Genomic DNA, 20,125 nt, shown 5'->3' with positions numbered 1-20,125 from the left:
ACATTCGTAACGTGTTTTCAAGCACGCATGACTAAATATATGTCTGTACGTGAGTTTCTCCGTCTTTGTTCACGTCGATCCGCTTGACCATTTGCATCAGCAGAACCCGTGTTTTCTCAACATCATCGTATGTTTTTAAATCGGTGAGTGCTTTCAGAGCGGCCTTGGCGTCCTTGATCACTTTCTCCCGATCAAGGCTACGGCGTTCGTTCGCTTCGATAATGGCCAGCCGATGCTCCGATTCGGAAATGTCTTTTTCGTATTGCTCTTTTTCAAATTCGTATTGAGCAGCTTCGATATCACCAAGCATATGCTGCCTTCTGATTTCAAACAGAAGCTTCCGGTTATCTTCGACCCGTTTCTCAAGCTTCTTCTTTTCCTTCAAGCTCGTACTCTCTGGCAATTGAGCCTGCAGCTCGTTGGTGCCCTTTTCCTCAAGGGCACGGATCGAATTCCTAACCCGATCCAGGATACCTTTGATAAGCTCGTCCCTGAAATCGTAGTATGGGATCCATTTCCCATTGCAGCAGCCAGCCTCACCTGTTCTTCGCCGGCGGGAACACATCAGGTAACGGTATGGTATGCCGCTCTTGTTGTTGGTTTTCGAACCCATTGATACCATGGCCGTTCCGCATTCGGCGCAAAATATAAACTTGGAGAAGACGTTGGCAAACGACCTTCTACCACCCCGCGTTCCACCTCCACGCAGGAGCCGGACTTCTTGAGCCTGGTCGAAAACTTCTTTCGAAATGATCGCCTCATGTGTCTGAAAGGTCGTCTTTTGCCACTCAGACTTTGGTTTCTGTACGAGCTTCTTACCGCGGTCCATGAGGTCAGACAAATCGTTATAGGAGACTTCGATCGTATGCCGGCCATAAACCGTGTACCCTGTGTAATTCTCGTTTTGTAGAAGACGCTGCACGCTGGTTAACCCCCACACGCCACCGCGGTATGATGGGATTGGCGTCTGGTCTTCATTTTCTCCGTTTAGATATTTGACGATGCTCTTTTCACCATTCCCGGTCAAATATAAGTCGAATATTTTTTGAACGATCTTGGCCTGCTCTGGAACTACCTCCAGGGTCTTCCGGCCATCGACGACCACCTTCCGGTATCCGTATGGCGGGATTGATCCGATGTAATTGCCTTTTGCAGCGGACTGCCGAATTCCCCGCCGGGACGATTGGCTGATATCCCCACTGGTGTTCTGGTTGACGACCGATTTAATACCGAACAGCAGCTCATCATCTTTCACCGCTGAATCGTAGCCATCCTCGATCGACACCACACGAATCTTCAAGGCGTTTACCAGGATCCGTTTCAAGGAGATCGCGTCTAGCGCGTCCCGGCTAAACCGTGAAAGAGAGGCGAACCAGAGTGATCTGATTTCGCCCCTTTTTGCATCTGAGATCATTTCCTGAACATCTTCTCGGGCCACGATGCTTGTAGCCGAATCACGGTCCTCATATACCTTGGCAATATCGATGTTCTCACGTTCTGCTCGTTCACGAATGAATGCTTCCTGATGCTCGGGGCTGTCTTTTTGCGAGTCTTTCAGCGTAGAGACCCTGACGTATGCTCTATCCTCTTTTATGACCATTACGCATTTCCTCCGAAATGTATTTGTGCAAAAGCTCATCCACATTGTACGCTACAGCCCCGTTTTTTTCTAGTGCTCGTATTACAGCCCGCCTTGCGAAGGCTCTTATAATTTCGTCTGACTTTTCCTGATCGCATACCCTCTCAAAGGTAATCGTGAAAGGCTTTTTGTTGTTCCCCATGGTTTCATCACCCACTAATATGCTATGAAGAGGGGCCTGGCTAACTTGCCCCTTCGTCATAATTCGGCTCCCTCTGCTTCTCCACCAGTGCATCAAAATGCGACGCCAATTTATAAAAAGCCTTCCAGCGGATCTTACTGTACTTCCCCTCGCTGATCGGCGGCTGAAATACATGATTGTAAACGTGCTGGTCAGTAATGTAATCATGTTCCATGGTCATGTATCTTTCCTGGATGAGGAATGCTTCCATGCGCGGCATTCGTTTGACCGCCCGTTCCACCCGTTCGCAGAAGTTTCTCTGTTTAGCGGGAGTGTCCACGTTGTATATGGCGATATTGGCCGTCTGGTCACTAGTCGTACCCGTGAAGCTCCTTGGAACGTCGCTGATACTCGATGTCGTGCTCGCTTCGCGCTCCTCAAAGGATAGGTACTTGTACATCCTATATCGCTCAAGGATCGACTCGACGGCCTCCTGGGTCCGTTTCCGGTCAATCTCTGGTAAGAAGCTCATTTGCCCCACCTATTTCTCACCTCACTGTATCCAGGGGGTTCCCCGGCCGAAGCCGGGGCTTGTCTGTCCCAATCAAAACGGCAAATCATCCTCATTGTCCGGCATCGGCGGCCCGTCTCCGTCTGCTTCTTCGCTGGCTGCCACCTCATCGATCGTCAGCTGGTTCTCATCGTCCACCACGTCGACCGTGCCGTCCTGGTTGATCTTACCGCGGACGCCTTCACGGTATTGCTCCTGTTGCTCCCGGAACTCGTCGATATCCATCTGAGACTCCGTAATCGAGAGCAGCACGTCGGAGCCGGCCATCTTGTAGAATTCGAACGTCTGGGCGGCCGAGGAATCACCTTTGACCTCGAACTCCAGGACTGTCTTTTTCGAATCCTTGGAGCACTTCTTGAATTCGGCGGTTAGCTCCACTCCGTCCAGGCCTTCGATCTGCAGGATCACGACCTCCCGGGTCAGCTGGTTTAGCTCCGGACGTTTTTCGTCCTCGCCGGTTACGTAGAATTGGACCTGTTCCTTTTTGGAGTCCTTCGTTTGTTTATTAAAATGAGCTTTGATTTGGATTTGCATTGGTTATTTCCCCTCTCGATTGGATGATAGTTTAATTGCTTGGCCTTGCGGTTTATCGAAAATTACCTTGAGCGGCGATAGTAGGCTGACCGTCATTTCAAACATCTCCTGCTGCTCCCTCGTGAGAGAGACGGGATACAGCGTGCCGTCTTTGCAATAGAACAGGACGGGCTGGTCTTTCAATACTCCCCACCTCGTTTCACGTACTTGCCGCTATACCCTTTCCGAGGAGCGGTGATCTCATATTGAAGCTCGCTGCCTTTCGGCGCCGGCGGCTTGTCTGCTCCAATTGCCTTGAGATGTGCGGCCAAACGCTCAGGCGACCAGATTTCGGTTTTCATTCCAGCATCCATTCCTCTCATAGCTTTTTCCCTCCATGCCGGATCGGCCGGGTAGCGTTGTAGGCCATCTTTTTCGGCGATTGATTGCACCAGGTCGATTCCGTAGAATGCAGCCAGCTTTTCAACGTTCTGGATGACAATGGCGAACCTGAAAGCTTGCCAGTCATCTGTTCGAGATAAATCGGACAAATTGTCATGAATGATGTTCAGATTCTCGGCAAAGGAGTTTTCTTCTCTGACTTCAAAACCCTCTCGAGGAGTTGCTTCCCCCACCCAGTTCTCAAACGCTTCTCCGAGCCCGTACCGCCCACAGGCGTCGAACACGCGGATCACGATGTCAGCCAACTCGGAAGGGATGCCACAGGGCTTCCAAGTGGGCTCAAGGAATAGCCCGTGTTTGACGACAAACCCTTCCTCTGTCTTTTCCTCATACCAAGCCTTGTCAGGCTCGTGACCGTTCCGGTGATTCTCCAGTGCCTCCGAGGCTTCCGAATGGATCAATGCCACGATCTCACCAAAGCTGCGCGGCTCGTCCCACCAGCCTTTTACCTTCGCATTCTCATGTGCTTCCTGCACCAATTCATTAATGGATTTGTTCATACCGTTCATCTCTCCCATTCATTTATTCAAATATTGTAAGAGAACAAGGCCTCTCTTTTTGCTTATACCAATGGTTTTCCAGCCTGCTGCCTTAAAGCAGCAGCCCGGATTTATACTACGAATTTTGGATGAATCAACATATGTGATGATCCCGCCTGGTGGCGGCCCTCCCCATTCCGAAAGTGTTGCAATCACCGCAGCGTGGATCATATCAGAACTCCGATGTTTTGATTCATTCCGGAATATTGTGCACTCCCAAGCATCTAGGCCGTCATCTCGTATCCCCGACCATGTAACCCATACCGCGTCTCCGTCGGCCGTTCTAAGCGTCAGATTCTTCCCAGGTCTAGTGAACATTGGATGCCCGGGATGCTGACGCGAGTAATGGCGATCTGCGAGCAGCCGGCATGATCTATTGCGGAATGTCCAACATAATCTGATTCACAGTGAAAACTCCATCTGCCCAGCTCCGACCGCTTCTTTGTAACGTTCCAACGTCAGTGCATTTCCGGATCCCGTGCAGAGCTCTGGAAGGTTCGTCCGGACCAGTGCCTCAGCGAATGGCGGCGGTACGGCGTTCCCGCAGCGTGCGACCTGTGCGCTCTTGGAATACTTCCGGCCGTCGGCATCCGTATCGATGATGTAGTTTCGCGGGAAGCCTTGGGCCGCGAATAATTCGTGCGGCTCCAGCATCCGCATGCCGACATCAACGATCTGATAATCTACTCCGTGGATCGTTACCAAGCCGAACCTGTCCTTTGTGGTGACCGTGTGCAGCGGTTCATCCAACTGCTGGCCGTTGTCGGCGTTGCCATAATATTTGAGTAGGAAGGCTCGAACCTCCCCGACGTGCATCCCGCCGGCGGTGATCGTAGGCATCGGCTCCGTGGCTGGCTGTCCGTCTTGGCAGGTGCCGCGCAGCTTGACCAAATGTGATGTAACAATGCCGGACTTTCCACCACCTCCAGCTGTCACCGTGCCGAGAGGTACGTCTGCCGAGCTACCTACCGACTCCCCGAAATGCCGGACGACGTGCGCCGTTACCAATGCGTTATGGTCGACTGTGGTCACCGTTGAGAGTGGTTCGCCCAGTTCCGTTCCTGGCCCGGTGTAATTGCCGCCGTAATGTTTCGCTAAGAAGGCTGCCACCAGTGCATGCTTTCTCCCACCAGAGACCACCGTTCCAAGTGGTTTATGGAGACCCGGAACCCTAGGCGCTTGGCCTGGTCCTTCGCCATATCCTATTTCGATAAGCGTCGGACTAACCAACATATGATGATTACCAGTGGTAACGGTGCGTAATGGTTCATTAGGCTGGCTTCCCGGATGGCCTGTTGTATTCACAGCCAATACAGGGGTTACGATTCCCCAGCCGTTTTTTGCTGTCACGGTTTGGAGTGGTTCATCGATTGCCTGCCCACGGAAATCCATGCCGTGATGATTAACCTTGATGACGAATGGGGCAATAAATGGATTTGGATTTTCCAAAATAAAGCGTTGCAGTCCTCGTGCTATCCGTCGTTCTGTATTCTCAGCCAGCGACTTCTTCCGTTCAAAGATACTCGGACACGGAATGGACCAATCAATGATCTCCGCAGCAGTGCGCCACGGTTTCCGTTTGCCTGCAAGCACTTCCGGGCTGTCAGGAGCGCCGTGCGTCGGCTCCGGCCAGACAATGGGGCGACTATCGCACCTAGCGACTAAGAAAAGACGTTTGCGTATCGTTGGGGCACCGTAATCACAGGCCCTCAGCTCTCGCCATTCAACTCGGTAGCCTTGCCGCCGCAAGGCATTGACGAAGCAGTTAAACGTTCGACCTTTCCGGTCAGGATCCGGATATCCATCTTTCATCAGAGGGCCCCAAGTTTTGAACTCCTCAACGTTTTCCAACATGATGACCCTGGGTCGAACCGTGGCCGCCCAGCGCACTGCAACCCAGGCAAGCCCGCGTATTCCCTTTTCGACTGGCTTGCCGCCTTTCGCTTTGCTGAAGTGCTTGCAATCGGGGGAGAGCCAGACCAGACCCACCTGGCGCCCGCTGGTGACCTCCCGAGGATCGACATCCCAAACGCTCTCGCAATAGTGCTCCGTATCCGGGTGGTTTGCCCGGTGCATAGCGATAGCTGCCGGATCATGGTTAATCGCGATATCGACGCTCCGGCCGGTTGCGAGCTCAATTCCAGTGCTCGCCCCTCCTCCACCGGCGAAATTGTCGACGATGATTTCAGTCAAACTTAAACCCTCCTATCGGCTGGAATTCGCTTCTGATCTAGGGGTTTCGTGGCAGCATTTTTATAAGACCAGCCACTTCTCACACGGTCCCGAAACCGCTCAGCGCCTATTCCGTTTTTTTCTGCCAATTCAATCATGTCTGCCGGGTATTTAACTTTTGGCCCAGGTTTTGCAACTGCTTTCCCCAGAGGCTCCGTCGCAGCTTTTTCTTCCACCCAACCTTTCCGAACCCGTTCATAGAAAGCACCACGATTGATACCATTTTTCTCAGCGATCGCGAGCCACTTAGTACGATCAGTCCGTCTCCTAACTGGCTGACACGTTGCCTTTGCCTTATTCCATCCATTTTTGTAGAACCTCTGCTTCAGCAGCTCTTTACTGATTCCGTTTGACTCGGCTAACGCGTAATCTTCTGGCATGAGTTCGTATTCCATGAAATCCTCGTCCATACCAAGTCGCTCCTCTCCTCAAAATAAGAACGGTTGTTCCGTCAAATGGGTGTGACTGCCCGCCGCCGCAGGCTTCCCTGGGCGTTTGTTCGATTTATGCTGTGGCTTCTTCGCTGCAGCCGGGTTGACTATTGAGGTAATAACCTCACCTTGATACATCCTGTATGATGCCAGTGTTGTTAGCCCCTTACGGACTCGGTACACCGCCTCCGCAATCTTGGCGATTATATAGGCGTCGGTCACGTTATCACTCGGGTGCTTGTATCCAAAATGCTCGAGGGCCGCGGCCGCCATCGCTTTCTTTTTCTCGTTGCTTGGAACCCGGCCGACGTTGACGTATTTCTTGGTACGCTGAGGGTTAACATCGACGTACTCCATTCCCTTTCGATAGATCATCGACCTGAGCCCGCCGTGGATCATTCCTGTCGTTACTCCCGACTGCGTACCCATGGCCGGCTGCTCTATCGCGATGATGTCGCCGGGCTTCAGCAGCTTATAGACTTGATTCTCCAAAGAGACCAGTTGCTCCGTCGTTAGCCCGCCGGGCATCTTTTTCCCCACCCCAATGACCTCAGTCTCCACCAGGACATTCCCCAACTCGTCCAGAGCAACGAAGCCCGTTTTGGTGGCCGGATCAATTCCAACGAACCTCATTGTTTATCCAACCTCCTATTCATCCAGCCAGGCCATAATTTTGGATGCTGGAGTTGTATCAGCCTCTGGCTGCTCCTTCAACGGCTCCGGCTTTTCCGGGGTATCATTGGTATCATTGTTTCCCGGTGGCTCCGTATCAACGCTCTGAGCTGCCTCCGGTTCCCGTTCTTGCCATTGATATCCTATCTCCTCGTACGCCTTTTTTAGATAGGGATACTCCAGGACGAGCCCGCCGCGCCGATACTGCATGATGAGTTCAGAAGTGCGGTCATATATCCGCTGCTTCTTTTCACGAACTTCTGGCAGCAACAGCGGGTCCAACAATTCCCGGGCCATTTCGGGAAGAGCCTGAAGTGCCTTCTCGTACTGCTCATCGTTTTGAATTACCTTGCCGCTCACGTTCTCTCACCTTCTCTGCCATCTTCTCTTTCTCTTCTTTGGTCATGTTGATAAAACGGCCTGTGTCCTTTTGGAAAACCATCTCGAAAGTCCCCGTACCGATATCCCGACCCTTGGCGACGATAAGTTCAACTATTCCTGGCTTGATCGTGTCGGCGTTGTAGTATTCATCCCGATAAAGGAAGACCACTACATCCGCGTCGCTCTCAATATCTCCGGATTCACGTAGATCGGACATCAGCGGGCGCTTGTCCGGGCGCTTTTCGCAGTCCCGACCGACCGCCGATATGGCGACCACACACACCTGCAGCTCCCGGGCAATTCCTTTAAGCACCTTCGTGATATAACCGATCCGCTCGTTGTTCTTTGAGAATTTTCGTTCGGTATTCAGGAACTGAAGGTAATCCACATACACGACCAATTTCGGATGCTTCTTCTTGAGCTGCTTAACCTGGTGCCGTACATATTCCACCGTGGCGCCCGGGGTGTCGTCGATATATAAGCTCCTGTTGGCGATGATTTCGACTGCCTTGCTGTACGAATCCCAATCGTTATCCGACATCAAACCGGATTTGATTTTCTTGTTTTTTATTCCTCCAATGGTGGACACTAGGCGTTCCACCATTTTCAGTGCCCCCATCTCAAGGGAGAAGATAACCGCAGTCCATCCGGCTTTTGTAACGGCGTCCATGTCGTTCAGAACATATTGTGTCTTCCCCATACTGGGCCGCGCCGCGTAAATCTCAAGATCCCCAGGCTGGTGACCACCACTCATTTGGCTGATGTCGTCATTGGCCGTCTTGGCGCCTGTCACTCCCATGCTCTGCGCACGCTTCATAATTGTCTGGCCGTGCCCTTCGAGGATTGACGCCATATGAACCGGACCCGATCCCTCCTGCCCGCGCTGCAGATCCGCCAACTCGTTCATTTTAAGGCGGAGTTCTGACAGGTCCCCTCCGCCACTTACAGCGATCTGCCGGCCGACCTCTTGGATTTCCCGCTGTATCCGATCAGCCCGGACGCTTTGCTGGTAATGGCCGAAGCTCGCTGTACTGGGAACAGATTGGCGAAGTTCCATCAACCGGCTCAATCCGCCGATCTTTTGCAGCCGCTCGCCCCATTTGGAAACCAAGAGTACCGGATCAAACGGTTCCTTCTCGCCCTCAAAATGCTCTTTGGCATACTGCAGGACCCTGTAAAGCGTCCGGTTCTCTTCGTGGTCTGTGAAGTCGTCCGGTGAAAGGTAGCATTCGTCCATCAGTTCATGGTCTCGTAGAAGGGAGCCCAGGACGGCGCGTTCAGCCTCAAGATTCATCGTTGTTCACCCGCATGCCGGCGAAGAGTTGGTCCAAGCGCCGTGCGATATGCTCCGGCATCGGTTTTACCTCTTCCCTTTCGTGGTACTCTTGAAGCTCAAGGAGCTGCTGCTCGTTCTCCCGCCGCTGAATTTCGTAGATAGTTAGAGATTGATTCTCCACGCATGCCTGATAGATTTCTGCGGGGGTAGGAGCGAACTGTTTGTTTATTCGGCACAGCTCCCTGGTCTTTTGCATCGCGAGCTCGTTTGGGATGTCCATCAGCAAGTCATGCCAGACAGCAACCTCTTCAGATGCCTGCTGGTCATCGGCCGTCCGGAAGCTGCGGTATGCCCCCGAAATGTACTTCATGAGAAATATCACGCCGGCGCGATCCATGCTCTTCCAACTCCTTTCGCAGTAATCTATCGAATGCGCTGCCCGAACCTTTTGAGTTCTCCGCTAACCCTTCCGGATCAACGACATTGTAGTCCTCATATCGTTTCTGGTTTAAATAGGTCGAAGGATGAGGTATGAACTTGGTTGCTGTTTTGAGCAGCTTGCATGTCTCAGCAAAGTTCCGTGTTTGCTCAATTGCCAGTGATGGGTTAAACCCTTCCTGTTTGCATAATCTGTTCCAAGATTCCTGAGCCTTTTTCTTACTCACTTTTCTTGGGTAGATTTCATAGAATTGATCAAAGAGAGCTATATTATCTTTAATACTTTTCTTTAAAAGATCTTTTTCTTTATATGGGGGAACAATACTTCCCCCCAAAACACCATCTTGAGGTGAAGGATACTTCCCCCCGGGGGTGAACAATACTTCACCCCTGGCCACATCATCAGGGGGTGAACAATCCTTCCCCTCGGTCATTGAAAATAGGTCATCTTGATGCACAGGATTATCACCACTTTTCGATATAGTCCATTGATCATAATCTTTGTTGAAAGCGAGCCTTCGTGCTGTGGTGCTGGTCTCTTGTTTTGTCACGATCAGCACCCTATCTTTGACCAGGGCTGCAATCTCCTTTTTTATGGTTCGATCGGATAACCCCGTTGTCTGTTGTAAAAAGCTGATTGAAAAATCATGGTCTTTTCTGCCATATCCGTATGTCAGTCTCCATATCTTGAGCACGATACGCAGCTGCGCGCCGTTAAACGTGTACTGGCATATCGTGTCTAAAATCTCGTTAGCGATTGGAGCGAAGCCGTGTTCCTTTTGGACGTTCGCCATTCCACCTCACCAAATTTCAGGATGATTTCTGCAGCACATCAATGATGCCGTCGGAAAGCTCGTACAATTCAGAGTCGGTCACATCGCCGGGAACTGCGTACCATTTCTCAATGAACTGCTTCACTTTGTCCCGCGGTTCGAGTTTGAAGGTATAGCCATTCACCAAGGCACAAATAAAATCCGGGAAATTGTCGGCGGCAAAGTTTGTGATTATTCCTTTGGTTGGGTCGGCTTGATGAGTGAATGAATCGTATATGACTTCTGGCCAGTCAGCGCCCTCAATCTTAAATCTTCTATCCAGTGCCTCCGCCACATTCCGCGGTAGTTCCACCTTCTGGTCGCTCCTTGCACGATCGACCTCTTGCTGCAGCCTCAGCTTTTCGTTTTGGAGATCAACGATGGTCTGTGCATGCCGGGCAAGGTCGTCGATTGCTTCGTCTCGCTGCCGAGCAATCATTTGGCTGTTTCGCCACAGGTTTGTCAATTCTGTTTCTGGAATCTCTTTGATATCGGCCAAATATGCCAACTTACCTTTATATTTTTCGGGCATGAAAATTTCTCGTGTTTCATCGTCATAAACAATGACTGTTTCAGAATCAATTGTTACTCCGCTGTTTGGTTCATACATGTTCCGATATACCATTGGAGCCTCAACTACCCCATATTTGTAACCCATCTATACCACCTCGATCGTGTAATGTTTTCCTGCTTCGAATCCCCGCCGCCGAAGCGCCGCTTTCACGGTCATCTCCGCCAGCTGCGGGGAGTTGTTCTCTCCTGACAAATGCGTCAGGTATATTTGCTCGCCGCGGCCCCGGACGACTTGCTGCAGGACTGCAGCCGTCTGTTCATTGCTCAGGTGTCCGATATCGGAGAGAATGCGAGCCTTTACAGAGTCCGGCCGGCTGCTTAGCGGGACCAGGTCCGGATCGTGGTTTGCCTCGATGATAATGATTTGGCTCTCCATCATGTCGATGATCTCCTGGTCAACGTGGCCGGTATCCAGAACGATACAGGCACGGCCGCCGCCGTCGTCTTCCACCGCATACCCGACAGGCTCGTAAGCATCATGGTGGACTTTGAAGGGATAAACATTTATCCCGCCAAGCTTGATCATTTCATATCGCCTGTACCTGGTTTCCGCAACGCGCCGCAGCTCATCATCAACGCCGGATATCCCTTTCCATTCCCCGTCCGTGGCCCACACTGGGATCCGGAATTTGTTCGCTAAAGGTAGACCCTTCACATGGTCGTTATGGGCATGCGTTATGAAAATTCCCTCAATGTGATCTGGCCGGATGCCAGCGGCCAGCAGTCGCTTTTCGATCTTCGTCCGCGCAATGCCGGCATCAATCAGGATGATCTGCTCGCCAGAGGTCACCGCGATGCAGTTACCGGACGATCCAGATGCGAGGATGTCTACCTTCATATCGCACGCTCCCTCATCGTTTTCTCTCGCCATTCCTTGTCAAAGGTGCATGTTTTGGCGGGCCATTCGTAATGCCGGCGCCCGAGAACGTAGGAGACGAACAATCCTGTCGCCTGCTCGTAATACACGCCGTTCAGTCGATTTTCGGCAGGGGCCGGAGGGAAGTCCAGGTCAACGCCGCCGAATAGATCCAGTTGTTCGGGTTTGTTTAAGCTTTCCACGCTCCCTGCCCTCCTCCAGTTCCTTTTTACAGGCGTCACATACCCGCATTTGGAAGAACTTCTTCTCAGCACCCTGGCCTATCTCACTGCCACAAACCTGGCAGTCCGGCGCCATCTGGTAGATTTCAACAGAGGTCTGCATGGCCTAGATCGGCAGTTCGTCGTCTGCGCTCTCTGCTGCCTGCTTCTCCTGAATTTGCATTTCCATGATCTTGAGGTATGCCGTGAGCTCTGCAGCGGTAGGTTTCTCACCTTTCACTTTGCAGAACTGCTGCATGTGTGCACCCATGGCTTCCGGATCTGTAAGGCCCAGCTTCACATAATTGCGCTTTACCTGGTCTTTAAGGGCCTTCAATCGACTTGCTTCATCCTGCGATTCATCAGCTGGTACTGTGGTTTGATTGACCGTTGCCTTGTCCACTTCCTCAGTGATATCTCTCCGCTCGTAAGATCGTTCTTCTGAAGAAGGAGCAGCTGCGCCAAATTCGTCCTCTGATACCTCAATGCCATACTGCCGTTTGAATGCACGCTTGATCGCATGCTTCACAATCATGTCGTCGAAGTAGTCCTTCCACATCTGTGAATTACGGCCTTTCAGTAGATGCTCGACCTGATCTCTCGTGATGATTACGGCGATGTTCGGCGCTCCCTCCCGGTAGGCAACGCAGTACGCTCCCACCGTTTGGCCGCGGTTCATGGATGTAATCCGATGTTTCGGTTCCCCCGTTACCATATCAATCTCGAATTCGTCCTCTTGCTTAACTTCTGAGGCGATAAAGCCTTTGTATTGTGGGTGTTTCTTGGCGAGAGCAACAATGCCTTCAACAGCAATCTGGATGCTCATTGTCGGTCCATGGTCTCGCGTGTTGTACACAATGCAGTAGATTTGATTGAGGAAAGGATCAAGTCCAGTTCGGACGCACGTTTGAATAAATAGTTGAAGCTGCTCATTGCTGGTGCCTTTTGCAATGGTGGATTTGATGATGTCGAGATGCTTCTGAGTAAAGTTACCGATGACTAACTCATCGGATACTGCCTGAAGCTGTGTATTTGAATTCCCCATGATAGATGATTCCTCCTAAGGTAAAATGATTGCGGTCCTGCCAGATGTCCGGTGGACGATGTGCAGCCTGTGGGCTTCGGCTTTAAAAATCAGCCAGTCGTTTGGTTCGAAGCCCGCAGCGTGGATGGCCTTCTTCTGCTTCAGTGTGGGGTTCTTACCGTTTTTCACCGGAGTCCTCCTTTGCAACGAAGCCGATTATTGTTGCTTTTGTTCCTTCAAATTCAATGGAAATGATGCTATGAACCTTAAAAGGGGGGATCCCTTCTGTTTGGAATACTTCTCCGACCTTGATTTGAGCTGTTCGAAGCATCGGAATCTGGAGCATAAATGGATGGCCTTTCCTCATCGAACAGCGACCTCCGTTTCGATCTTGAGCCTCTGACCTTTAACAGCTCGGGCTGTAATTACCTGGTCATATACCGCAATGTTGCCGGTATACTCGCCGATCCCGTCAATAAATGTAGGGGCGATCAGGCCTGATTGTTTGTGCAGCACCTCGATCAGCTCCAGCCCAGCTGTGATTTTTTCGCCAACCGACAGAGCCGCGTAATCCTTGCCGTCCATCTGGATACTGAATGCTGGCGTGTATTCGTTGCTGCTTTTGACGTAGTCAAATAAGCGAATGCTGAGTGAGGTAAATAAGGATTGCACTTTGCCAGCTTGAATTTCCGCTTCTTTTGCGCGGTACGCTTTGATTGCGTCCAGGATAAAGATGGACTCTTTCAGCCTGGTGTGGATGTCGACCTCGGATTGCTTGGCCGCTGCAACCTCTTCCTGGAGACGCTGGCGCTCTTTCGATATCCGGATCCGCTCTTCCAGTTCCCTGCGATTTGATTCGAGACCCTGAAGTTCTAGCTGCTCATCGTCGATGTCAACCGGCTCCAAGGCGGCCAGCTCGGCCTCAAGCTGCTTCCGCTTTGCCACAATTTCCGCATGTTCTCCCCGAAGCTGCTCCTTCCGTTTCTCCTTGCTGTCCGTTACTGCCTTAACTGCTTCGTCATCCAATGGACGCTTGCAGGCCGGGCAGGAATCATCGATTGGCTCGTTGTACACCAGCATGTATCTGTCCGCCGCTGCCTTTACCTGGGTACGTACAGCTTCGATTTGAGCCGATAGGAATGACCGCTTTCGATTTGTTTCCCTTGCGGCTTCCGTCCCCTGTTCGATAACCTTGATTCGATCCAAAAGTGCGGCATGTTCTAATCGCAGCGCCTCAAGGTTATCCCCGGTATCTGATAGGCGATCCAATTGTTCCTGGAGCGTGCGGGTCCGGCTCTGCGCAGCGATGTGCTGTTTCTCCAACTGCGTTTTGTCCTTTGAAAAAGTATCTTTCAGGTCATCCAGAGACTTTTTCTTCGTAAGCTCGTCCAATTTAGAAGCAGCCGGGTTCAAGCCGATGTCTTTTGTCTTCTGGTCAGGACTTGTCCGGCTCATTTCCTTGAATACTTCTGCTTTTGCCGGCGGGACAGTGTATTTCAATATTTGCTCCCGTTGCTTAGTCCAGTGCTGTGTAAAGAAGAATCCAGGGTTGTACAGTGCGAGGAAGTCTTCCTTATCGAAGAGAGCAGCGACTGCCTCTTTGAATTTTGTGGCGGACTTAGGGGTCCCATCGACTAGGTACACCGTGTCTCCACCGTCGATCCCTCGTTCGAACGTCATTTCTTCCCCATCAACACTGAGAGTCAGGATCGCCCGAACAACGTCGTATTCGTAGTTTGTAGGGGAGGGATTATGGGTCTTACCGAACAGGTCGCACCCCCATAGTGTCCAAACTGGACCTGTGCCAATTGATGATTTACCTTCTCCGTTCTTTCCAGAAAGTTTTGTAACGTCACCGTATTTAACGATCTCGCTTCGGAGCCCGGCGAAGTTTATTCCTTCCCATTGGATGAATCTGACGTGATTTGCCATTCACGTTCCTCGCTTTCCGTGATATGATGATTTCGATTATTTTCTTATTGACCGCTCTCTATTGGGCGGCTTTTTTTATGTCTCTAATAAGTCCGAGACTGATTGCAATGCTTCGGTCTACCTGTTCCATCCCCTTCACCGGCATCCGGCCCAAGCGATCTATGAGCCTCGATTTGTCGATGGTGCGGATTTGTTCAAGAAGAACTACGGAGTCCTTTTTCACTCCGGTTATTGCTCGGTCCGCTCTGATACAGACGTGCGTAGGAAGGTACTTCTTCTTGCCGTCAGTTATTGGAGCAATGATCGTTGTTGGCGCGTGATCGTTTCCTGTGTCGTTTTGAAGTATCAGCACCGGACGGTCACCAGCCTGTTCACTACCTTCTCCAGGACCGAGGTTTGCCCACCAGATTTGCCCGCGAAGGACTCTGATTGATCGTGACATTTTCTTCACCTCCCTCCATGAATTTAGCCTCCTCTCGATTTCTTCTTTGCTTCATTTCAGCGATGAACCACAGCCGATACGCCACCCAGAAGTTGAAGATAAGCAAGGCTGCTAACCCAAGTAGTACCTCTCTCATGGCTGCGGGCGGATGCCAATTTCACGTTCGAGCCTTGCCAACTCCATTTTCAGGAGGTCAACCCTGTCAAACCGAACGAGCCCACTATCGAGAAATCTTTGAAGATTGTTGCAATAGGCTTGAACTTCTGGAATTTGATTTTTACTGTCAAGCATTAGGAACTTCCTCCTCGTCCACCTCGTTACCGAATGGTAACGGTTCTTCAAAAATAAAGAGATCGTTGAACCCCATCTCTCTACATGCACTTAAGAGACCAGCGATAAATTCGTTGCCTGGCGCTCTCTGTCCGCGCAATACCCGATAAACTTGAACACGAGAGCAACCAATCTTATTTGCCAAGTCAGTTTCACTCCAACCTTTCTGATCCATGAATTCTAATGTCTTGGGAATGTTTAGCGTCAATCTCATTGTCATAATTCCTCCTTCCTATGAATATTCTGTTACCAAGTGGGAACACTAATAAGGTAACACATCATTACCATTGGGTAAAACCCCAAAAAACAGAATATTTGTTCTTATTCGACCGTTTGAGGCAAGTTTTACCACTCGGTAACGTTTTTTCACCGATTTTCTTTACCTAATGGGAATAATCATGTATATTAACATTTGTGAGATCAACGAGAGTCATCACTTGGCCGGGTTGATTGGATCAAAGAGAGGAGCTTATTAATGAGTTCAAGTTTCGGAGAATTTTTGAGAAAACTACGTGAACAAAAGGGCCTTAGCCTTAATCAGCTTGCAGCGAAATCAGGTGTGAGTAATGCACAAATCTCAAGGATAGAAAACGGATTGAGAGATACCCCGAGACCAGATACAATTAAAAAACTGGCTGAAGGCCTGAATATATCTCAGACGGAACTCATGGAAAAGGCCGGGTACTTTGAAGGGTTTGAAGATACGAAGAAAGCTGCGGTTTTGAATTATTTTTCAACTCATGAGGAAATCGATAAAACATTACAAAATCTAATTTCACGGTTTGATCACAATAATTTTCATGATGTAGGGTCTAATGTACTGGAAACATACTTCACCAAAGAAGACCTAGAAGACTTTGCAACAGACATGGGGAAAACTCCGGTAGAATCTAAAGAATCTTTCAAAGAATTTATTGAGTATATGGGAGCAACAACGGAGCTAAAGAAAAACATTGCCCATGCACTGGAAAATGAGCTCGGTACAATCAATCACTTTAAAAGCGACTCTGAATTAGAACTCGTTAGAATCCCTATATATGGTGAAATTAGAGCTGGATACGGTTCACTTGCACAAGAGGACATTATTGGCTACGAAGTCACCTCACGCGATGCTGTTAAGGACGCGGAATATTTCTATCTTATTGTCAAAGGTGACAGCATGATCGAAGAGGGGATTTATGAAGGTATGCGCGTACTTGTCCGAAAACAAAACCATTGTGAGAATGGTAAAATTGGTGTGGTTATTGTTGATGGAGAAGAAGGTACTTTAAAGCGAGTTTATTATGAGGATGACACTATTGTGCTCCGGGCATCAAACAGAAGAATACCTCCCCGGCACTATCCTATAGAAGAAGTTCTCATTCAAGGACAAGTAACAAAGGTGGAGTTCGATGTTTAATATTTCAGTCATCTACGATTATGAATCTCAAGGAATGTTGCCTGCATGGATGTTGATTAAACCAAATGATGGGTGCTTTGACTGGAAATCAGAGGCGTTTTATATTCCTATCGAAGCACCTTTTCAAAAGATTTCAAGGGAAGAATTAAATGATTATTCTCTCGGTCTTTCTGTAACACAAGCAGATCTGGTTATGAGTGTTAAGCATCCCAATTATTTCGGTATTTTTGTACCCCGTTTAAAGCAGAGAATCAACCAAATGAGAGGTGAAAAATATACACCTTTCTTTCACTTAGCAGATATTGAACATTTAGTTGTTCAAATGACCGACATCGAGATTGTTATGGAGATGAATGTGTTGTCTAAATATGCTTGGAGACCGTCTTTCTTAGATCCTGATTTTTAATGGTGAGACGTGGTTTCAATAATTTAGGGGGCCGCTACTCAAGGGTTTATTTTTCAAAATAAAAAAGAGGCCCGTTAGAGCCCCTATTCCCCGTAAATTGAATATTTATTATCAAGCAAATAGATCCGATCTGCATAACCATTTTCATTAAACATCGCGGAAATTACATAAGTGTTTGTAGCCTCTTCATCTGACAACCTCGGAGAGTTTTTGTCTAAATACTTCCCTGCCTTACTGTCATAAACATAATCCAAATTCGATTCTGATTCGTTAGGTAAATAACTATGCCCGTATATCTCTTCAAGCTTTGCTTTTAGCATGCCGACCTCAGCACCACGAGTCGTTTTGAACACACCCTTGGACTCGTCGCTCAACATTATTGCTACTACTGCATCATCTCTGTATGCTACAAAGACACCAGAACCATATTCAAACAGCCCCCTCGAACCCGACTTTTCCCCTGTTCCCAGAACTGCCTCAGCATCCACTCGGCTCATTCCATACGTGACCTTTTTACCACTGTCGATTTTTTCGATACCCATGTCATCCTTGGTGATTTTTTCAGTTTGTTTCCCACCGCTGCATCCACTTAAAATAAAGATCGTGATAATTAATAAGACAAATCCCCGTTTCACTTACATCCCCCTTGATCTGCTACCATTTCCCTAAAGTTTACCATGCTGAATACATTGATCAAGTCCTAATTCGCTTGACCATCTCCTCTACTGTGCTCTGAAAAATACGGTATGGACGGCCATCAACCTTATATCGGCCAACGCCTACGATCCACAGATATGGAAACAGCTTCTTCGCTGCCGGCTGCCAGGACTCCTTTTCCCACTCGCCGCCCACATAGTAAGCCTCATATCGCTTGAGTTTTTCATTCATGACCTTCTGGGTGAAGTGGGTCCGCTGGATTTCCACGTACCAAGGCACACCTTTCCAGATCATGAAGATGTCCGGTTCCGGAAGCCCCTTTCCTCCCAACTTCGGCTCCACCTGGAACAACCGCGGCTGCTCCACTCGCCGCAGCTGCCGATAAAATTCGGCGATAGCCAGGAAATGATTTGCTTTTTGCGAATCCGTTTTGATCGTTCGTTCCGCAGGGAAATAAATATACTTTCGCCGATCAGTCGAACATTTGACCAGGCCATCACGCCGCAGCCGTTTCAGAACCATGTTGGCGTGGGTGACGGGATGTTTCGTGCGAGAAAAGTGGAGCTCCGCTATATCATCCCTAGACAGGCACCGGAACCGCTCCAGATCGGCCAGAATAGCCTTGTCGCGGTCGATCATAATAGACCCACCTCCACGTATTCATCCTGCTCCTCTGCGGTCTCCCGGGGCGCCTGCGCTTCGCTTGCAGTCGGCTCCAAATTTTTATACGGTTCAAGCATCTCCCTGGCTGCAGAAAGCTCCAGGTGCGGACCTTGAACGTATCGGCATCCGTCTAGCTTCAGCACAAGGCGGCCTTTTTCACTTTGTTTGATGGCAGCCGCCTCCCCGGTGCCGATCGTAATCCGACTGTTTATCTCATCAGCATGTCGGAAAGCCATCCGGACGGTCAGGTTATTTTTGAGCTTGCCGTCAAGAACGTCGGCATCCGGCCGCTGCATGGATAGAATCAAAAATACCCCTAGAGCGCGGCCGATCGTCGCGATCTCCTCTATTCCCTCCATGATGTCTGCTTTCTTCTTGAGAAGAGCCACCTCATCCACGGCTAGGATTATGTACGGCGGCCGGTCCCATGCCGGCAGGTCGTTTACGTGCGCGACCTCGTAACGGTCCAGGAGGTCCCCGCGCTCACGCATCTGCCGACGCAGCTTCAGCACAATCCTCTGCAAGCCTGCCGCATCCATTACCACCTCCTGTGCGATCCCGCGGAACAAATGGAACTCGCTGCGCTTCATATCGGCGCAGTATAGCTCCAGTTCCGGCACCCTGCGGATCAATGTGGTCAGTACCGACCGGAGGGCTACTGACTTCCCGCTGCCGGTCTCTCCAGCAATCAGCAAATGTGGATGTTCAACCATGTCGTAGACCACGTCACCAGACCGACTACGGCCCACGTAGATGGGCAGATTCAGTCCGGGAATACATTCATCCACCTCAGCCGCGTCATACTCAAATGGAGCCACAGAGGTGCTATACACGCTCAGTACAAAGGTCTTTGCATCCTCGCTCATGGAGAGCTCCGCGCCCGCGCCGAACACCTGTCGGAAAAGCCATTCATTTTCGTTAATTCTTGCCGGGTCAATACCGACCGGGAGAACGAACGCTGCCTCCGTTCGGTCCAGGTATGATGACACTCGTTTAATTATTGGGTAGCTCCGGAGCTCCCGACCCTTATACCCGATGATCTTGTAATACAGGTTCCCGAATCGAAATAAATACATCAGCTTCCGCCTGAACACCTGCTCTGGCATACTCCGCCATACAAGCCAGGCTGCCGCCCCACTCCCGCCCGCGCCGGCCAGCTTTGCCGCCGCTGCTAACGTCACTCCGCTCACTACCATTCGCTTCGCTCCTAACACTTTTGATTTTTGGCTATGCGTCGGGCGTTTGGGCCCGTATTACTCGTGTAATGAAACATGTGCAAATACATGAGCTTCAGCATATGCAGCTGAATATGCCGTCAAGGGACGTGGACACCGAAAGCAATGCCAATCATCCGGAGAGCGATCCGCCACTGGTACAAGGCAATGCAGCCGTAAATTACATATGTCGCCATCTTGACGTAGACAACCCGGCCGCCGTGCCCAGAACGTTCAATTTTGTTTTCGATAAAGTGGGACGCTATTCCAACAACAGCCAACTGGACAAAAGGAACCAAGCTCATCATTCTTTACCACCAC

27 protein-coding genes are annotated in these 20,125 nt (G+C 50.2%); 2 read left to right on the top strand and 25 right to left on the bottom strand.

The window, feature by feature from the left end; all coding sequences use genetic code 11:
* Window positions 1-31 precede the first annotated feature (31 nt).
* The 21 genes from FHS19_RS33845 to FHS19_RS33740 form a co-directional block, all read right to left on the bottom strand.
* Window positions 32-1,600 (bottom strand): recombinase family protein, encoded by a 1,569-nt coding sequence (locus FHS19_RS33845; protein WP_183587766.1) that lies wholly within the window; start codon window positions 1,598-1,600, stop codon window positions 32-34.
* Window positions 1,601-1,821: 221 nt separating this feature from the next.
* Window positions 1,822-2,292 carry an ArpU family phage packaging/lysis transcriptional regulator gene (locus FHS19_RS33840; protein ID WP_183587764.1) on the bottom strand — a complete coding sequence of 157 codons (471 nt, stop codon included), beginning with the start codon at window positions 2,290-2,292 and terminating at the stop codon, window positions 1,822-1,824.
* A gap of 72 nt (window positions 2,293-2,364) precedes the next feature.
* Window positions 2,365-2,865 (bottom strand): hypothetical protein, encoded by a 501-nt coding sequence (locus FHS19_RS33835; RefSeq protein WP_183587762.1) that lies wholly within the window; start codon window positions 2,863-2,865, stop codon window positions 2,365-2,367.
* Window positions 2,866-3,044: 179 nt separating this feature from the next.
* Entirely contained in the window at window positions 3,045-3,806 is a 762-nt protein-coding gene (locus tag FHS19_RS33825; protein WP_246426958.1) for a nucleoside triphosphate pyrophosphohydrolase family protein, read from the bottom strand.
* Window positions 3,807-4,247: 441 nt separating this feature from the next.
* Window positions 4,248-6,038 (bottom strand): DNA cytosine methyltransferase, encoded by a 1,791-nt coding sequence (locus FHS19_RS33820; RefSeq protein ID WP_183587759.1) that lies wholly within the window; start codon window positions 6,036-6,038, stop codon window positions 4,248-4,250.
* Between the two features lie 2 nt (window positions 6,039-6,040).
* Window positions 6,041-6,487, bottom strand: coding sequence for a hypothetical protein (locus tag FHS19_RS33815; RefSeq protein ID WP_183587758.1), 447 nt, complete (start codon window positions 6,485-6,487; stop codon window positions 6,041-6,043).
* Window positions 6,488-6,505: 18 nt separating this feature from the next.
* Window positions 6,506-7,141: a RuvC family protein gene (locus FHS19_RS33810; protein WP_183587757.1), complete on the bottom strand. Its 636-nt coding sequence runs from the start codon at window positions 7,139-7,141 to the stop codon at window positions 6,506-6,508.
* Window positions 7,142-7,156: 15 nt separating this feature from the next.
* Window positions 7,157-7,540, bottom strand: a complete 384-nt coding sequence (locus FHS19_RS33805; RefSeq protein ID WP_183587756.1) for a hypothetical protein — start codon at window positions 7,538-7,540, stop codon at window positions 7,157-7,159.
* The gene (locus FHS19_RS33800; protein ID WP_183587755.1) at window positions 7,512-8,855 is read right to left on the bottom strand and encodes a replicative DNA helicase; all 1,344 of its coding nucleotides are present in this window, start codon (window positions 8,853-8,855) and stop codon (window positions 7,512-7,514) included. Before FHS19_RS33800 ends, FHS19_RS33805 begins: the two co-directional genes overlap by 29 nt.
* Window positions 8,845-9,207 (bottom strand): replicative helicase loader/inhibitor, encoded by a 363-nt coding sequence (locus tag FHS19_RS33795; RefSeq protein WP_183587754.1) that lies wholly within the window; start codon window positions 9,205-9,207, stop codon window positions 8,845-8,847. The genes FHS19_RS33800 and FHS19_RS33795 overlap by 11 nt, the downstream gene beginning before the upstream one ends.
* On the bottom strand, window positions 9,161-10,069 hold the full coding sequence (locus FHS19_RS33790) for a replication protein (protein ID WP_183587753.1): 909 nt from the start codon (window positions 10,067-10,069) through the stop codon (window positions 9,161-9,163). The genes FHS19_RS33795 and FHS19_RS33790 overlap by 47 nt, the downstream gene beginning before the upstream one ends.
* 16 nt (window positions 10,070-10,085) lie before the next feature.
* Complete coding sequence (locus FHS19_RS33785; RefSeq protein WP_183587751.1) at window positions 10,086-10,745, bottom strand: hypothetical protein; 660 nt, start codon at window positions 10,743-10,745, stop codon at window positions 10,086-10,088.
* Window positions 10,746-11,498: an MBL fold metallo-hydrolase gene (locus FHS19_RS33780; RefSeq protein WP_183587749.1), complete on the bottom strand. Its 753-nt coding sequence runs from the start codon at window positions 11,496-11,498 to the stop codon at window positions 10,746-10,748. It lies immediately after the preceding gene.
* Window positions 11,495-11,719, bottom strand: coding sequence for a hypothetical protein (locus FHS19_RS33775; RefSeq protein ID WP_183587772.1), 225 nt, complete (start codon window positions 11,717-11,719; stop codon window positions 11,495-11,497). The genes FHS19_RS33780 and FHS19_RS33775 overlap by 4 nt, the downstream gene beginning before the upstream one ends.
* Window positions 11,720-11,864: 145 nt before the next feature.
* Window positions 11,865-12,782 (bottom strand): RecT family recombinase, encoded by a 918-nt coding sequence (locus tag FHS19_RS33770; protein ID WP_183587747.1) that lies wholly within the window; start codon window positions 12,780-12,782, stop codon window positions 11,865-11,867.
* A 15-nt stretch (window positions 12,783-12,797) separates the two neighbouring features.
* Window positions 12,798-12,950: a DUF6906 family protein gene (locus tag FHS19_RS33765; protein WP_183587745.1), complete on the bottom strand. Its 153-nt coding sequence runs from the start codon at window positions 12,948-12,950 to the stop codon at window positions 12,798-12,800.
* Complete coding sequence (locus FHS19_RS33760; RefSeq protein WP_183587743.1) at window positions 12,937-13,128, bottom strand: hypothetical protein; 192 nt, start codon at window positions 13,126-13,128, stop codon at window positions 12,937-12,939. Before FHS19_RS33760 ends, FHS19_RS33765 begins: the two co-directional genes overlap by 14 nt.
* Window positions 13,125-14,693, bottom strand: a complete 1,569-nt coding sequence (locus FHS19_RS33755; protein WP_183587741.1) for an ATPase — start codon at window positions 14,691-14,693, stop codon at window positions 13,125-13,127. Before FHS19_RS33755 ends, FHS19_RS33760 begins: the two co-directional genes overlap by 4 nt.
* Window positions 14,694-14,751: 58 nt before the next feature.
* On the bottom strand, window positions 14,752-15,135 hold the full coding sequence (locus FHS19_RS33750) for a type II toxin-antitoxin system PemK/MazF family toxin (protein ID WP_221224197.1): 384 nt from the start codon (window positions 15,133-15,135) through the stop codon (window positions 14,752-14,754).
* A gap of 132 nt (window positions 15,136-15,267) precedes the next feature.
* Entirely contained in the window at window positions 15,268-15,426 is a 159-nt protein-coding gene (locus FHS19_RS33745; protein WP_183587739.1) for a hypothetical protein, read from the bottom strand.
* The gene (locus FHS19_RS33740; protein WP_183587737.1) at window positions 15,419-15,679 is read right to left on the bottom strand and encodes a helix-turn-helix domain-containing protein; all 261 of its coding nucleotides are present in this window, start codon (window positions 15,677-15,679) and stop codon (window positions 15,419-15,421) included. The genes FHS19_RS33745 and FHS19_RS33740 overlap by 8 nt, the downstream gene beginning before the upstream one ends.
* A gap of 261 nt (window positions 15,680-15,940) precedes the next feature.
* Here FHS19_RS33740 and FHS19_RS35580 point away from each other — a divergent pair, with 261 nt between their 5' ends.
* On the top strand, window positions 15,941-16,864 hold the full coding sequence (locus tag FHS19_RS35580) for a helix-turn-helix domain-containing protein (RefSeq protein WP_183587735.1): 924 nt from the start codon (window positions 15,941-15,943) through the stop codon (window positions 16,862-16,864).
* Window positions 16,857-17,270 (top strand): hypothetical protein, encoded by a 414-nt coding sequence (locus FHS19_RS33730; protein WP_183587733.1) that lies wholly within the window; start codon window positions 16,857-16,859, stop codon window positions 17,268-17,270. Before FHS19_RS35580 ends, FHS19_RS33730 begins: the two co-directional genes overlap by 8 nt.
* Window positions 17,271-17,353: 83 nt before the next feature.
* Here the strand turns inward: FHS19_RS33730 and FHS19_RS33725 are convergent, their stop codons facing one another.
* The 4 genes from FHS19_RS33725 to FHS19_RS33710 form a co-directional block, all read right to left on the bottom strand.
* A complete protein-coding gene (locus tag FHS19_RS33725; protein ID WP_183587731.1) occupies window positions 17,354-17,905 on the bottom strand; it encodes a hypothetical protein in 552 nt (183 codons plus the stop codon).
* Between the two features lie 58 nt (window positions 17,906-17,963).
* Complete coding sequence (locus FHS19_RS33720) at window positions 17,964-18,566, bottom strand: replication-relaxation family protein (protein ID WP_183587729.1); 603 nt, start codon at window positions 18,564-18,566, stop codon at window positions 17,964-17,966.
* Window positions 18,563-19,786, bottom strand: a complete 1,224-nt coding sequence (locus FHS19_RS33715) for an FtsK/SpoIIIE domain-containing protein (protein ID WP_183587727.1) — start codon at window positions 19,784-19,786, stop codon at window positions 18,563-18,565. The genes FHS19_RS33720 and FHS19_RS33715 overlap by 4 nt, the downstream gene beginning before the upstream one ends.
* Window positions 19,787-19,905: 119 nt before the next feature.
* The gene (locus FHS19_RS33710) at window positions 19,906-20,112 is read right to left on the bottom strand and encodes a hypothetical protein (RefSeq protein WP_183587725.1); all 207 of its coding nucleotides are present in this window, start codon (window positions 20,110-20,112) and stop codon (window positions 19,906-19,908) included.
* Between the last annotated feature and the right edge of the window lie 13 nt (window positions 20,113-20,125).

Source organism: Paenibacillus rhizosphaerae, assembly GCF_014192015.1.
GTDB lineage: Bacteria > Bacillota > Bacilli > Paenibacillales > Paenibacillaceae > Paenibacillus_AQ > Paenibacillus_AQ rhizosphaerae.
Note: the sequence above shows the minus strand (reverse complement) of the source record. Positions and strands in the feature narration are given on the sequence as shown.